Origin of the sequence: Pedobacter sp. ISL-64 (assembly GCF_018613605.1) — a bacterium.
Classification (GTDB): Bacteria; Bacteroidota; Bacteroidia; order Sphingobacteriales; family Sphingobacteriaceae; genus Pedobacter.
In genome coordinates, this window is record NZ_JAGGPU010000010.1 from 363325 (window position 1) to 378142 (window position 14818).

Here is a 14818-nt window from a genome sequence, read left to right on the forward strand (position 1 = left end):
TTTTAGTGATATGACTAACTTTGGTTACTTTTATCATCCGATAAATCTGTTTGTCGGTATAATCATTAATCGGTGTAATCACATGAATAAAAAACTCTTTCTCCTAGATGGTATGGCGCTGATGTACAGGGCGCATTTTGCATTAAGTAAAAACCCCCGTTTCACCTCAACAGGCATTAATACATCGGCAGTAATGGGCTTTACCAATACTTTGTTAGATGTTTTGAAGAAAGAAAAACCAACACACATTGCAGTTGTTTTCGATACTGAGGCGCCGACTGAAAGGCATACTTCTTTCGAAGCGTATAAAGCACATCGCCAGGCCATGCCCGAAGATCTGGCTGCGGCCATGCCTTACGTGATTAAATTAATTACGGGTTTTAATATTCCAGTGATCACCTCTGATGGTTACGAGGCCGATGATATTATTGGTACACTGGCTAAAAAAGCCGAACAAAAAGGCTATCAGGTTTACTGTATGACGCCAGATAAGGATTTTGCGCAATTGGTTTCTGAAAATATTTTTATTTACAAACCTTCCCGTATGGGTAACGATATGGAAATATTGGGCGTAAAGGAAGTATTGGCCAAATGGGAGATCGAAAATGTATTACAGGTAATCGATATTTTAGGATTATGGGGCGATGCGGTAGATAATATACCAGGTATCCCAGGCATAGGAGAGAAAACGGCAAAAGCGCTGATCAAACAATATGGCTCTATGGAGAACATTATTGCGAATTCGCACGAACTAAAAGGAAAACAGCGCGAAAACGTAGAAAATTTTGCAGAGCAAGGTTTAATATCCAAAAAACTAGCTACTATTTTATTGGATGTTCCGGTTGAATTGGATGAAGCCAGTTTGGAACTCTGCGATCCGAGCCGCGATTTATTAGAACCGCTATTTACCGAATTAGAGTTCAGGACTTTAGGCCGCAGGGTATTTGGCGATGAATTTTCCGTCACTACAGCACGCTTTCAGGAAGGTACGCAGACAGACTTATTCGGTAACCAAGCTGGCGAAGCCATTCAATATACCAATACGCTTGAAGAGGAACCAGCAGAAAAGCTTCCGGCTAAAACCATCGAAAATACAGAACACGATTATCAGTTGGTTGATACTGCTGAGCAACGTGCAGATCTAATTAAAATATTGCTTGCCGAAAAACGGATCTCATTTGATACGGAAACTACGGGTACCGATGCAAACATGGCCGATTTAGTTGGTTTATCTTTCTCCATAAAACCAGGTACAGGTTATTACATTCCGGTTCCGGCAGTGAGAGAAGAGGCTCAGGTTATCGTAGACGAATTTAGAGTCGTATTGGAAAATGAAGAAATTGAAAAAATTGGTCAGAATACCAAATACGATATTTTAGTGTTGAAATGGTATGGTGTTCAGGTGAAGGGTAAACTTTTTGATACCATGCTTGCGCACTATTTAATCGACCCTGATACCCGCCATGGTATGGATGTTTTATCAGAGAACTACCTTGGGTATTCACCGATCTCTATTACCAAATTGATTGGTGCAAAAGGCAAAAACCAAGGCACCATGCGTGATGTGCCTGTAATAGATGTGGTAGATTACGCGGCCGAAGATGCTGATGTGACATTACAATTAGCGCACATATTTGAACCAAAATTAAAACAACTAAATGCAGCCAAACTAGCCGAAGAAATTGAGAATCCGTTGGTTTATGTTTTGGCAGATATAGAAAAAGAAGGTGTTCGTATTGATATCGAAACCTTAAAAGCTTATTCTAAAGAACTCGAAACTGAGATTATCAAGTTCGAACAGAACGTTTACGATAAAGCAGGAGTTAAATTTAACCTCGCCTCGCCAAAGCAATTGGGAGAGGTTTTATTTGATAAACTTCAGTTAGATCCGAAAGCAAAAAAAACGAAAACCGGTCAGTACCAAACCGGAGAAGACGTTTTACTGGCCTTAGCCAGTAAAAGTGATATTGTACAGGATATTTTAGACTTCCGCCAGTTACAAAAACTTAAATCAACCTATGTTGATGCATTGCCTTTAATGGTTAACCCTAAAACAGGTAGAGTGCATACATCCTACAATCAGGCTGTTGCAGCAACGGGAAGATTAAGCTCCAATAACCCAAATTTACAGAATATTCCGATCCGTACCGAGCGTGGCAGGGAGGTGCGCAAAGCCTTTATTGCAAGGGATGAAAACCACATTTTGTTATCGGCCGATTATTCGCAGATAGAATTGCGCATTATTGCCGAAATCAGTAAGGAAGAGAATATGCTCGATGCTTTTAACAAAGGGATCGATATCCACACGGCAACAGCAGCTAAGGTGTATGGCGTAAGCATCGAAGAAGTAGATGGAACACAGCGCAGAAATGCGAAAGCCGTTAACTTCGGAATTATTTATGGTCAGTCTGCTTTTGGTTTATCGCAAAATTTAGGTATTCCACGTAAGGAAGCTGCCGAAATTATAGAACAATATTTTGCACAATACCCAGGGATTAAACGTTACATGAGCGATACCATGAACTTCGCACGCGAGAACGGATTTGTAGAAACCTTAATGGGCAGAAGACGTTATTTAAGAGATATTAACTCTGCCAACCAGACCGTAAGAGGTTTTGCAGAACGAAATGCCATTAATGCACCCATTCAAGGTTCTGCTGCCGATATGATCAAGATTGCGATGATTAATATCCATAAAGAAATGAAAGCGCAGGGTATGCAGTCAACCATGACCATGCAGGTGCATGATGAGTTGGTGTTTGATGTACTGAGATCAGAAAAAGAAGCGATGAAAGCAATTATTCAGGATAAAATGGCCAATGCCATTAAACTCACGGTACCCATTGTGGTAGAAATTGGTGAGGGAGATAATTGGCTGGCTGCGCATTAAGGGATAACGAAATACATGTGATGAAAAGAACCTTAATCATCGTTTTCAGTTTTATTTCGCTTAATGTATTTGCGCAGAAAAGCGACACTTTAATAACCTATAGCTTTGGTGATTATACCAAAGCGGTAGCCAAAACAGGTGAAACTTATAAAGTTTACAGAAAGGATAGTGTTTGGATCAAAACAACCTTTAATGCCAAACACGCTATTGTTAAAACGGAAACTTTCGCCGATAAAAAACTGAAAACGCTAAACGGCGAATTTGAAGAGTACAACAATGAAAAAGTTTCATTGAAGGGTTTTTACCTCGACAATAAAAAAACAGGTTTGTGGACGAGCTTTGACCTTGATGGTAAGCCAAAAGAATCGAAAGTATATCAAGAAGATAAGCTCAATGGAGCATATACCACCTATTGGAAAAATGGTGCTACAAAAATAAGCGGCAATTATAGCAATGGAAAGAAATTGGGCGAATGGAAGATTCTTTACGAGAACGGCAACCTGGCACTTAAAGAAGAGTACGATAGTAAAAGTAAAGTAATCGATAGTGCATATCTAGATATAGACGGTAAACCTGTAGTCAAAGCCGATGTTAGCACGGAGCCGTTTTTTCCGGGGGGTATGAAGCAATTTTATGTATATCTGAGCAAAAATATCAGGTATCCTGTAGAAGATCACCGGGCTAAAACCCAAGGGAAAGTTTATTTATCATTCACAGTAAATAAAACTGGCACAATAGAAGATATTAAAATTATTTCGTCACCTAGTGCGAGTTTAAGTGAAGAGGCAATCAGGGTTACGCAGCAATCACCAAATTGGATTCCGGGTACATTATTTGGTAATCCTATAGCTGTATCGTACGTCATCAATATTAATTTTACTTTAAGGTAGTTGTATTACAAAAAATAAAAATATTCGTTATCTTCATTAAAACTTCATCCCGATTAATCAATTTTATATCAACAAATAAACGAGTAAAACAAAAATCGAAAATTATGAAAAAGTTATTGAGTTTAATCGCAATCGCAGCATTTGGTTTAACAACAGCATTTGCTCAAACGCCGGCTACGGCTCCTGCAGCTAAAGCTAAAACAGTAGTAAAAAAAGAAGTAAAAACAACAACAGCACCTGTTAAAGCAGGCGTAAAACAAGAAGCTAAAAAAGTAGAAACTAAAACAACTACTACAGCTGCTAAGGTAAAAGCAGATGGGACGCCAGATATGCGTTTTAAAGAAAATAAAGCAAAAGCGGTAACTAAAGTTGCTGGTCCAACCAAAAAAGACGGAACAGCCGATATGCGTTACAAAGCCAACAAAGCCGCTGCTGCTAAAAAGAATTAGGTTCAGGTTTATAATTTGAAGGGTCTCCAATGAAAATCGGAGGCCCTTTTTTTGCTTTAATGGTGCCTGTTCGAACGACACATTAGGCGCATTCAAAGAGATGTCGTCATCTCGACTGAAGCGCAGCGGAACGGAGAGATCTATCTAGACAGATTTAGCTTCGCTGAGCACTATGTGGTTCTCGAATACGTTGCACTCCGCTCGAAATGACGGTTTTCGTTGGTTGTGATTTGCAATCACGACCGTCAAACGGCGGATTTGTAATCCGCACGAGGCTATAAGTTTATCGTCTCACCAATTTCTGGCAACAATAGCGTTTTATTTTCGCGTTTAAATTTATCTAACGCAGCCTGAGTATCAATTTCGATTACCGGAAAGGTATTGTAGTGTACACCGATTACATGATCACAGTCGAAATATTTAGTCGCAACCAAAGCATCATCAACATCCATGGTATAATTTCCACCAATTGGTAGGATGGCATAATCCAGGTTGTAAATATCGGCTAAAACTTTCATTTCGATGGTTAAACCCGTATCGCCTGCAAAGTAAATCTGTTTGCCATCTACTTCAAGTACAAAGCCTGCCGGGTTTCCTCCATAACTTCCATCTGGCAAACCCGATGAGTGGGTTGCAGGCACCATGCGTACAGTTCCCCAAGCAAACGTAAATTTGCCAAAATTCATTGCATGTACTTTTTCTACCCCTTGTTTACTTGCCCAATCTACTACTTCTGGCATGGCAATAACGGTCGCTTGCGTTTGCTTTGCTAGTGCCACCAGATCGGCCACATGATCGCCATGGCCGTGGCTAACCAAAATATAATCTGCCTCAATAGCTTTAATATCTATATTTTTAGCTAATGGATTATGTGATATAAACGGATCGAATAGTAATTTTTTGCCGGCTGCCTCTAATAAGAAGCAAGATTGGCCGTAATAGGTGTATTTCATAATAATAGTATCAAGATTTGAGTCTCAAGTAGCAAGATCGATTCTTCTTAGGATAAACAGTTAAGTTAACTAATGGTTTTATTGCCCAAACATACCGCCTAAGCCTCCAAGCATATCTTGCGCTGATGCCTGCATTTCTGCGGCACTAACCTGTTCAGCACTTGCCATAGCTTTATTAATAGCTGTTAATAAAAGTTCTTCTAATTCTTCCTTATCGGCATTTTTCAAAAACTCCTCATCAATGGAAATTCCGGTGATTGCCTTGTTTGCTGTAGCAGTGATTTTTATGGCACCATTTTCAACTTCGCCAAATACTGAGATCGTATCAAGGCGTTTTTTAATTTCCTCGGCTTTTTGTTGAGCCGCAAATAATTTATCGAACATAATCGTTTTGTTTTAGAATCAAACTAAATCCGGCCTAAAATCGTATTGGCTTCATCAAGAAAGCGCTCAATCTTTTTAGTGCCTGTAAAGCTTTTAAGGATTAAAGTGGTTGTTTTGTTTTTGGTAGGCAATAAAATCTCTGCCCTAACTTCGGTGCCCGAATAAATAAGATTGGTTGTTTTACGGATGATATGAAAACGGACCAGGTTATCAAATGGATATTCTTTTAATACTCGGCCAGCGAAAGTGGAACGGATAATTTTCCTCTGGCTTTTATCAAAACGGATGTTGGAGGTTGCTGCAAAAAGAAGCGCTAAGCCGATAACCGCCGGAAAATAGGTGAGTAATATTTTTTGAAAAGAACCTTCGTTTGTTAAAAAATCTGGGTTAAGCAATATCGCAACGGTAACTCCTATCAAAATCAATCCCATGATTAAGCTGCCTATCTTATTATCGCGCAATAGGTACACGCCACCCTCTTCTTTAAAAAACTGAAAGTCGTAAATAGTTTGTTTAGGAATTACCGGTGCATTTGCAAAAACAAGTTCATCGATTTTTGGAAGAACTTCCTGTTGAAATTGAATCAGATTCGGATTGGTAGCTTTGCTATAACCGCTGGAGACGATTATACCCTTGCCATGCCGGTTGCTTTTTTTAAACAGCCGGTAATTATATCCACTACCCATGATTTCATAAGCCTGTACCGAAGCAATATCATCAAAGGGGATTGAACCTGTTGGCAAAAAACCGATCTTCTTATATAGAACCCTGCTGTTGCCATCAAAAATCACTTTTGTTTCAGCAATAAAAATCAATAGTAACGGAATTAATAACAGGCAGCCATAATACCCAAGAGTGAGACCAGCAGAATAGCTCTGTACCGATCTCGATAAAAAGAAAATAAAGGCCGCAATTAATACAAAAAATATAAGTCCAACTATCCTTAAATTTCTTTTCGGATAGATGATCAACATGCTTGGCTCAATAATCCATTTAGTTTTTGCCATAAAAATTAATCTTCGTCAGAACCCGGCAAACTTCCGTTGCCATGGTAAGCCCCTTTACGGATAACCGGCATATTGAAATGCTTGTACAGCTCATCAAGATGCATCAAACTTCCATTAGTAAGGTTACCTAAAAATATGATTACAATATTTTTGTCTAAATCTCGCACATAAATATGACGGAAACCATGCCACCAACCCGTATGATAAACTACTTTGTCCATCTTCTCGCCATCGAATATTCTCCAGCCATAGCCATAGTTAAAATGGCCGTTTATAGGTTTATTGCGACCTACATATGCCGAATCGAGACTCTTTTTGGTCAGTAATCTTCCGTTTTTCAAGTATTTATCAAATAATACCAAATCGTGTACCGTGCTATAAATGCCTTTATCCCCAACAGGACCATCTAAAAAATTCTGCGCAACAGAATATCTAAAACTATTGCGGTCATGACCAACCACATCAACCGGAATTTTTTCATACTCAGTGGTGCTATACACATGCGTGTGCTTTAATCCAGCTGGTTTAAATACATGCTCCATCATATACTGCGAGTAACGTTGTCCGGTAACCTTTTCTATAATGGCACCCAAAACCATAAAGTTTGAGTTGTTATAGTGAAAACGGTTATCTGGTTTAGTATATGGGTTTGGTTTTCGCTCGGCAATAACATTCATTACTTCCTGATTGGTTACACCTTTTTTCATGTTGCGTTTTTCCTTACGCCAGATATCGTCAATGAAATAAACATAGTTCATCATGCCGCTGCGGTGGGAAAGCAATAATTTCACCGTTATGCCCTCGTATGGAAAATTAGGATAGAATTTTTTTACATTATCGTTTAGCGAAAGTTTTCCAGCTTCTACCAATTGCATAATGGCTGTGCCGGTAAAGGTTTTGGTAATTGAAGCCAGCTCAAATTCTGAGTTGATGGTTAAGCTATCGCGGTGCAGGTAATCGGCCCATCCAACGGCTTTTTCGTAAAGAATTTTTCCATCTTTGGCTACCAGCATATTTCCGTTGAAATTGAATTTTCGGTGTAGGTTATCTACAAAATCAGCAACCCATTTATCACCTTTTTGCGGATTATAAACCAATAGAAGGCTGTCTGCTTTGTCGTCGTCTTTGGTGCGGATTTTTTTTTCAGCCGCCTTTTTCTCTTCAGATTTTTTGCTTGTACATGCAGTTAGTAAAGTTACAGAGAGGGCTAATGTTGAACATAGGTATCGAAAATTCATTTATATTAAGGATAGTGTATTTAAAACCCGAAAATTAAAGAATTTTAGACGGTTAAAACGAAAGAGTTTTACACATTTTCGCAATTTTGGTTGTACCAGCATTCAAATAAGTGACCTTTACTTCCATAAACGGGGTCGCTGTCTGGATTTTTTACCTTAGCAATGGTTTCATCTGCTTCAGGCCGCTCCTCTGCTTTGCCATATTTAATGTCATAATTTGAACCATTTGGATATGCGCCAACAACAGTGAAGTCGTCACTTGAGTTCAGTTTTTTATGTGCTACACCTGCAGGAATGATAATTACATCACCTTTATCCAGCTCTATACAAACGCCATGATCGCCCCCAAACTGCACATCGCCTTTGCCACAAAATACGCCCATTACTTCGTGTGTATTGCTATGGTAATGATGGTAATCAAAGATGCCATCTACCCAGGCATTGGTGTATCCGTTCTGTGCGAAAACTTTTTTGATCACCTCTTCAGTATCATCTGGATGCAGCCTGAATGTGCCTTTATAGATCATTAATGGCAAAGTTGGGTTGTTTGGAAAATTTCCGTTCTCTTCTATTTTATGTGCAACTAAATAAGCTTCTTGTATCAGTTTTTCTTTGTCCATGACTTGGGTGTTTTAATAGTTTAACAAAGTAATCGGAAAAGGGTTTAGATTTTAATTTTCCACTTTTAAGCTATTTTATTCTGAGTGGCAATCTTTTTCCATAGCTTAATTGACGCCAGATCCATTCGATGGGGCCATAATTATACCTCGAAAGCCACCATTTGCTAAAGTAAACCTGCAGCGTGTAAATAATAATCGCCAATATTAAATAAAAGCCTATTGGCATTGATGTCCAGATACCAAGACCAAAGCCCGAAAAAATAAGCAGGCCGATCAGGTTTTGTACCATATAATTGGTCAGGGTCATTTTGCCCATAACAGCCAAACTGCCAAAAAAGGTTTTGCATTTACCTGAAATATACAGCCAGCAAATGGCGCTGGAAATAAACAACATGGTGCTTAAAATTAGCCAATAACGTATGTTATAATAATCCTTAACGTTCCACTTTAATTTGTCGATAATAGGGAAATAGGCAGAAAGCACAAGGGTAATAACCAATGAAATCCAAAACATTTTTTTTACCAGCTTTATTTTGGTTGGCAATGCATTAAAGAAATTGATCTTGTACAGGCTAAAACCCCATAAAAAACAACAGAACATTACAACATGTACGGTATATAAGTACGGCTTACTGATCATTTGGGCAACATAGGTTCCTTTTAGTCCGAAGTATAGTACATCTACCAGGTAATTGCTCCTGTAGAGGTAAAACAGTTTTGTGATATCTTCTCGGCCAGTGTCGTGCAGCGAGTTGACAAAAGCACTTAATGCCGGAATAATCAACAAGAGCACCAAGCTTACCGCAAAAGTGGTTTTGGCCGAGCTTCGATAGAAGAATAGCAGTAACAGCCCTAAAATGGCATAATCTTTTAGAATATCGCCAAAAAACAATGCACTGTTAATTAATGCGAGCACCAGCAGCCAGAACATGCGGCCTGCAAAAAAAGTATAAGGGTTCTGCCCCTTATTGCTTACGTTATTCATTAAAACAGCAAAACCATAGCCAAAAAGCAAACTCAACATTGTCCACGATTTGGCTGCAAAAACCGTTCTTGAGATATACATCAAGCCATCGGTTAAATGATCGGGTTTAAAAAGAACAGGGTCTTTATCCAGTACAAAAAAATCATAATAGTTCATCAAAACAACGCCCAAAAGCGCCCAGCCCCTAAGTATATCAACAATTACAGTGCGCTGATTGAGTTGGATAGGTTGACTTGACAGGTTATTCATATAGTAGGGATAATTAGAATGTACAATAGAATCTTTAGGCCTAATGGTGCAATGGGCAAAAAAAGAGGATACCATTTCTGATATCCCCTCAATTTTACTTCTGGCTTTCTGCCCAGGTATCCATTTTGGCTTCAAAAACAGATAGCGGGAAAGATCCATCTTTTAAAACTGCTGTATGAAAAGCTGCCAGTTTAAATTTCGGAGCTAATTCCTTTTCGTATTTTGCTCTTAATTCCCTTATTTTCATAGCACCCGTTTTGTAACCCAAAGCCTGAGCGGGTATGCCCATATAACGTTCAATTTCTGCTGTTGCACCTTCAGTGCTGATGGCTTCATTGTCTGTCATGTATTTTATGGCTTCTTCTCTGCTCATGTTTTTGGTATGGATGGCCACATCAACCACTAAACGGATTGCCCTATGCATTTCATCGCCCAAAGCGCCCATATGCTGGTAAGGATCTTGATATAAGCCTAGTTCTTTACCTAATGATTCACAGTACAGTGCCCAACCTTCTACGTAAGCATTATGCCCACCAAAACGGCGGAAATTAGGAAGTGATTTATTTTCCTGGGTTAAAGAAATCTGATAATGGTGACCTGGAATTGCCTCGTGAAGAAAAAGGGATTCCATTCCCGAGGTGGTGTTAAATGTTTTAGCATCTAAAATTGGCACATAAAAGATTCCTGGACGTGATCCATCTGCTGAACCTTGATTGTATTCTGCACTGGCCGATGCTGCCCTGAAAGCCTCAGTTTGGCGGATTTCGAAGGGTGTTTTAGGCTCAACGTCAAACATCTTTTTCAAATTGGGTTTCATACGCTGATGGATATTCTCAAAGGCCGCTAAAACTTCCTTTGGTGTTTTATAAGGCATGAATTTTTTATCCGTTTTCATGTATTCGAAAAAAGCCTTTAAATCGCCCTTAAAGCCAACTAAATTTTTGATGCTGTCCATTTGGCCTTTAATCCTGGCCACTTCTTTTAAGCCCGTTTGATATATCTCTTCTGGTGTTTTGTTGGTGGTAGTTTGTTGTTTAACCAGATAAGTGTACCAGGCCAAACCACCTGGCATGGCAGAATAACCTGAGGTAGTTCTTGTTTTTGGCAGGTATTCGTTCTGCAGGTAATCGCCCAATTTTTTATACGTAGGAATAATTACTTTAGTGATCGAATTGCGGTACGCTTCTGTTAACTTTTGCTTATCTGCTGCAGAAAAACTTGAAGGCATTAATTTTATCGGTCCATAAAATAAACTTTGCTCGGGTGTAGCCACAACCATACTCTGCATTTGAGGAATCATTTTAATCACCAATGCTTTTGGTAATACAATGCCGGCGGCAGCACCTTTTTTAAAATTGCCAATAGCGGTATCGGCCCATACCGAAAATGCATCAACCCGTTTTAACCAATCTTCATAATTTTTTACAGTTTTAAAAGGTTGGATGCCCGTTCCTGAACCAAACTGGCCAATGGTTAAAGGCAAAGCAAACATTTGGTTAAACGGGAGGTATTCGGAATGATACTTAAGCCCTTCGATGTTAATCTCCAACTGATCTTTTAAATAATCGAAAGATAATTTGTCGTTTGCACTTAGGCTTTCCCGATCGTATTTACCCAAGCTATCTAAATAACGTTCGTTATAGCTTTTAGATTCTTTTATATAGGCTTGCGACCCATCGTTGGCTAAAAGGTCGTTATAACGCTCGTCGCCGATATAGGTGGCGTTAATGGGGTTCAGTTTTAATCCTTCCTGGTAGTATTGTTCGCACAAGGCTGCAAAAGCTTTGTTTTCGGTAGTATTGTCTGAACTGCTTTTTTGTTTACAGGCAGTAAACACCGTAATACAGGCAGCAAAAAGAAATATCTTTTTCATCTATTTTGGGTTAAGGTTCTAATCAAAAATAGCAAATTATTAGCCATTTACGAGCGGCTCTCCTTAACGCAAAAAAGCCATCCCTTTTTTAAGGATGGCTTTAATATATAATCAGTACTAAACTGAAAACTGCGAATTGCTAACTGATTATGCTAATAACCTGATTGGCTCTTCTAATAAACCTTTTAATGTTTGTAAGAATTGTGCTCCGGTTGCGCCATCAACCACACGGTGATCGCAACCTAAAGTTAATTTCATTACATTACCAGGAACAACAGCACCGTTTTTAACAACAGGAACCTGTTGTATAGCACCTACCGATAAAATTGCACCATCAGGAGAGTTGATGATTGAAGTAAACTCATCAATACCAAACATACCTAAGTTAGATACGGTGAAAGTAGAACCTTCCCAATCTGCTGGTTGTAATTTTTTAGCTTTTGCTTTACCACCAAAATCTTTTACTTCTGCAGAGATGTGTGATAAAGATTTGCCATCAGCGAAACGCACTACTGGTACCAATAAACCATCTTCAACAGCCATAGCTACACCAATGTTGGTATGTTCGTTAAATCTGATTTTATCGCCACCCCATGATGAGTTAACAGCCGGGTGTTTTTTCAATGCAACAGCAACCGCTTTAATTACGATATCGTTGAAAGAAACCTTAACTGGAGCAACAGCATTGATTGCCGTACGGGCAGCCATTGCATTGTCCATATCAATGCTGATGGTTAAGTAGAAATGTGGAGCAGTAAATAAACTTTCTGCTAAACGTTTTGCAATTACTTTACGCATCTGCGAAACTGGAGCTTCAGTAAATTTAACTTCCCCAACAAATTGAGGAATAACTGGTGCTGGAGCAGCAGCTTTCTCTGCAGCCGGAGCTGATGTAGATTCTGATTTTGCCGGCGCTGCACTTGGTTTAAAGTTTTCGATATCTTTTTTAATGATACGTCCACCTTCTGCACTGCCCGCAACCTGTGCTAAATCGATCCCTTTATCTTTAGCAATTTTCTTAGCTAAAGGAGATGCTTTAACGCGGCTATCACCGTTGTCTGCAGTTGTACCACACGATGAGGTTCTTGGTGTTTCAATTTCTGCAACATTTGCAGATTTTTCTTCTTTAGGTGCTTCAGCACTTTCGGCTTTTGGAGCCGGAGCTGAGCCGCCCGCTAAAATTCCGCTCACATCAGTTCCCTCAGGACCAACGATGGCGATAATTCCGTTCACTTTTGCAGCAGCGCCTTTCTCTACACCAATGTGTAATAAAGTTCCGGTTGCATAGCCCATTACTTCCATAGTTGCCTTATCGGTTTCTACATCAGCAAGAACATCATCATCTTTTACTTTATCGCCAACTTTTTTATGCCATTCAGCAATAACGCCTTCAGTCATAGTATCACTTAATAAAGGCATGCGGATAACCGTAACACCTTTTGCAGCTAATTCTTCTTCGCTTAAGCCACCACCCTGAGCTGGTGCTGCCTCTTCTTTTTTCTCTTCAGCTTTTGGGGCTTCAGTGCTTTCGGCTTTTGGAGCCTCTACACCTTTTTCTGCCTCTAATGCTGCTTTATAATCTTCGCCTTCTTTACCAATAACGGCCATGATTGCATCAACGGGAACAGCTGTTCCTTCTTCTACACCTACGTATAAAAGAGTCCCATCCCAATAAGATTCCATATCCATTGTTGCTTTATCAGTTTCTACTTCTGCTAAAACATCGCCGCTTTTCACTTTATCGCCCACTTTTTTATGCCACTTCGCCAAAACCCCTTCGGTCATGGTGTCGCTCATTTTGGGCATTTTAATTACATCAGCCATTATATCTAATTAATTGAAATCTTATTAATATTAGTCCATTACGTAAGGGTAGTCCTGTTGCATATATACATCTTTGTATAATTCAGATGCATCAGGCCAAGGAGATTCTTCAGCAAATTTTACTGCTTGATCTACAATTGCCTTTACTTTAGCTTCTACTTCTTCAATCCAGGCTTGGTCTGCATACTTTTCTTTAAGAATAGTTTCTCTTGCATGCTCAACTGGATCTTTTGCTTTATAATCTTCTAATTCTTCTTTGGTACGGTATTTTGCCGGATCTGACATCGAGTGACCACGGTAACGGTAAGTTCTCATTTCTAAGAAAGTAGGTCCTTCACCTTTACGTGCACGTTGGATCGCTTCGTCCATTGCATTGTGAACAGCAACCGGATCCATACCATCAACTGGTGCACATGGCATATCAAAACCTAAACCTATTTTATAAATATCGGTCATGTTAGTGGTGCGTTGTACTGAGGTACCCATTGCATAACCGTTGTTTTCGCAAACAAAAATAACAGGCAATTTCCAAAGCATGGCCATGTTAAAAGTTTCGTTTAATGCACCCTGGCGCACAGCACCATCGCCCATATAACAAATATTAACATTGTCAGTTCCTTTATATTTTTCTGCAAAAGCAACGCCAGCACCTAACGGAATCTGACCGCCAACAATTGCATGACCACCGTAGAAGTTATGCTCTTTACTGAACATGTGCATTGAACCACCTTTACCTTTAGAGCAACCTGTAGCTTTGCCGTACATTTCTGCCATAATACTATCAGCACTAACTCCTAAAGCTAAGGCATGAGCATGATCACGGTATGTTGTAATCATTGAATCACCTTTTTGCATTGCAGATATTGCACCTGCAACTACAGCTTCTTGTCCAATGTATAAATGACAAAAGCCACGTATTTTTTGTTGTCCGTATAACTGGCCAGTTTTTTCTTCGAATTTGCGCATAAGCAACATCGACTCAAACCACTTTAACCAGGTATCTTTATTTATTTCTACTGCACTCATTTTAGGGTATTTGTTTTTTGCGACAGCAAATCTAATTTTTTTATTGTAATTTTTGGCACTTTTTAGTGTAAAAACATCATAGTATTAGGGTTGTAATCAGATTTAACAGTTGTTTTACAATTAAATATAAACCCTGGCCGCCGATATCGATTTAACAGCGATTTCTTATAATTAAATCAACACCCTTTATCATAATATGGAATCAATTTATTCTAAAATTTAATTCTGTATATATGCTTATTCTCATAATTTAAAATAAAATTGAATTATTCTTGTTTTGCGTACTGAAGTAAATCGTTTTTTGAGAAAAGATGAATTTTTTAGGAGGTGTTTATCACAAAAAATGATGATGGAAAAACAAAAATGTTAATAACTTTCGTTTTTTAACGTCTAACATTTGGATAACATTTGTATAATTAATACTTTTGGT

12 protein-coding genes are annotated in these 14818 nt (G+C 39.0%); 3 read left to right on the top strand and 9 right to left on the bottom strand.

Annotated elements, in window-relative coordinates; genetic code table 11:
• Window positions 1–82 precede the first annotated feature (82 nt).
• From polA to J7E57_RS15735, 3 genes are all read left to right on the top strand, one after another.
• Window positions 83–2890, top strand: coding sequence for a DNA polymerase I (polA, locus tag J7E57_RS15725; protein ID WP_215165836.1), 2808 nt, complete (start codon window positions 83–85; stop codon window positions 2888–2890).
• 20 nt (window positions 2891–2910) lie between these two features.
• Window positions 2911–3780, top strand: a complete 870-nt coding sequence (locus tag J7E57_RS15730; RefSeq protein WP_215165838.1) for an energy transducer TonB — start codon at window positions 2911–2913, stop codon at window positions 3778–3780.
• A 104-nt stretch (window positions 3781–3884) separates the two neighbouring features.
• A complete protein-coding gene (locus J7E57_RS15735; RefSeq protein WP_215165847.1) occupies window positions 3885–4229 on the top strand; it encodes a hypothetical protein in 345 nt (114 codons plus the stop codon).
• 275 nt (window positions 4230–4504) lie between these two features.
• Here the strand turns inward: J7E57_RS15735 and J7E57_RS15740 are convergent, their stop codons facing one another.
• From J7E57_RS15740 to pdhA, 9 genes are all read right to left on the bottom strand, one after another.
• A complete protein-coding gene (locus J7E57_RS15740) occupies window positions 4505–5182 on the bottom strand; it encodes a metal-dependent hydrolase (protein ID WP_215165849.1) in 678 nt (225 codons plus the stop codon).
• Window positions 5183–5260: 78 nt separating this feature from the next.
• A complete protein-coding gene (locus J7E57_RS15745) occupies window positions 5261–5566 on the bottom strand; it encodes a YbaB/EbfC family nucleoid-associated protein (RefSeq protein WP_057930731.1) in 306 nt (101 codons plus the stop codon).
• Window positions 5567–5589: 23 nt separating this feature from the next.
• The gene (locus tag J7E57_RS15750; protein WP_215165851.1) at window positions 5590–6573 is read right to left on the bottom strand and encodes a hypothetical protein; all 984 of its coding nucleotides are present in this window, start codon (window positions 6571–6573) and stop codon (window positions 5590–5592) included.
• A gap of 5 nt (window positions 6574–6578) precedes the next feature.
• The gene (locus J7E57_RS15755) at window positions 6579–7811 is read right to left on the bottom strand and encodes a serine hydrolase domain-containing protein (RefSeq protein WP_215165853.1); all 1233 of its coding nucleotides are present in this window, start codon (window positions 7809–7811) and stop codon (window positions 6579–6581) included.
• A gap of 68 nt (window positions 7812–7879) precedes the next feature.
• Window positions 7880–8431: a cupin domain-containing protein gene (locus J7E57_RS15760; protein WP_215165862.1), complete on the bottom strand. Its 552-nt coding sequence runs from the start codon at window positions 8429–8431 to the stop codon at window positions 7880–7882.
• A 70-nt stretch (window positions 8432–8501) separates the two neighbouring features.
• Window positions 8502–9824, bottom strand: coding sequence for a DUF418 domain-containing protein (locus tag J7E57_RS15765; protein WP_251029935.1), 1323 nt, complete (start codon window positions 9822–9824; stop codon window positions 8502–8504).
• Window positions 9760–11538, bottom strand: coding sequence for a DUF885 domain-containing protein (locus J7E57_RS15770; RefSeq protein ID WP_215165866.1), 1779 nt, complete (start codon window positions 11536–11538; stop codon window positions 9760–9762). Before J7E57_RS15770 ends, J7E57_RS15765 begins: the two co-directional genes overlap by 65 nt.
• 147 nt (window positions 11539–11685) lie before the next feature.
• Complete coding sequence (locus J7E57_RS15775) at window positions 11686–13362, bottom strand: dihydrolipoamide acetyltransferase family protein (RefSeq protein ID WP_215165873.1); 1677 nt, start codon at window positions 13360–13362, stop codon at window positions 11686–11688.
• A gap of 30 nt (window positions 13363–13392) precedes the next feature.
• Window positions 13393–14388: a pyruvate dehydrogenase (acetyl-transferring) E1 component subunit alpha gene (pdhA, locus tag J7E57_RS15780; protein ID WP_029274973.1), complete on the bottom strand. Its 996-nt coding sequence runs from the start codon at window positions 14386–14388 to the stop codon at window positions 13393–13395.
• Window positions 14389–14818: the final 430 nt, after the last annotated feature.

What these genes read in the sequence shown, in the direction of transcription:
- polA (WP_215165836.1), top strand. Translation starts at nt 83, where the DNA reads ATGAATAAAAAACTCTTTCTCCTAGATGGTATGGCGCTGATGTACAGG.
- J7E57_RS15730 (WP_215165838.1), top strand. Translation starts at nt 2,911, where the DNA reads ATGAAAAGAACCTTAATCATCGTTTTCAGTTTTATTTCGCTTAATGTA.
- J7E57_RS15735 (WP_215165847.1), top strand. Translation starts at nt 3,885, where the DNA reads ATGAAAAAGTTATTGAGTTTAATCGCAATCGCAGCATTTGGTTTAACA.
- J7E57_RS15740 (WP_215165849.1), bottom strand. Translation starts at nt 5,182, where the DNA reads ATGAAATACACCTATTACGGCCAATCTTGCTTCTTATTAGAGGCAGCC.
- J7E57_RS15745 (WP_057930731.1), bottom strand. Translation starts at nt 5,566, where the DNA reads ATGTTCGATAAATTATTTGCGGCTCAACAAAAAGCCGAGGAAATTAAA.
- J7E57_RS15750 (WP_215165851.1), bottom strand. Translation starts at nt 6,573, where the DNA reads ATGGCAAAAACTAAATGGATTATTGAGCCAAGCATGTTGATCATCTAT.
- J7E57_RS15755 (WP_215165853.1), bottom strand. Translation starts at nt 7,811, where the DNA reads ATGAATTTTCGATACCTATGTTCAACATTAGCCCTCTCTGTAACTTTA.
- J7E57_RS15760 (WP_215165862.1), bottom strand. Translation starts at nt 8,431, where the DNA reads ATGGACAAAGAAAAACTGATACAAGAAGCTTATTTAGTTGCACATAAA.
- J7E57_RS15765 (WP_251029935.1), bottom strand. Translation starts at nt 9,824, where the DNA reads ATGGATCTTTCCCGCTATCTGTTTTTGAAGCCAAAATGGATACCTGGG.
- J7E57_RS15770 (WP_215165866.1), bottom strand. Translation starts at nt 11,538, where the DNA reads ATGAAAAAGATATTTCTTTTTGCTGCCTGTATTACGGTGTTTACTGCC.
- J7E57_RS15775 (WP_215165873.1), bottom strand. Translation starts at nt 13,362, where the DNA reads ATGGCTGATGTAATTAAAATGCCCAAAATGAGCGACACCATGACCGAA.
- pdhA (WP_029274973.1), bottom strand. Translation starts at nt 14,388, where the DNA reads ATGAGTGCAGTAGAAATAAATAAAGATACCTGGTTAAAGTGGTTTGAG.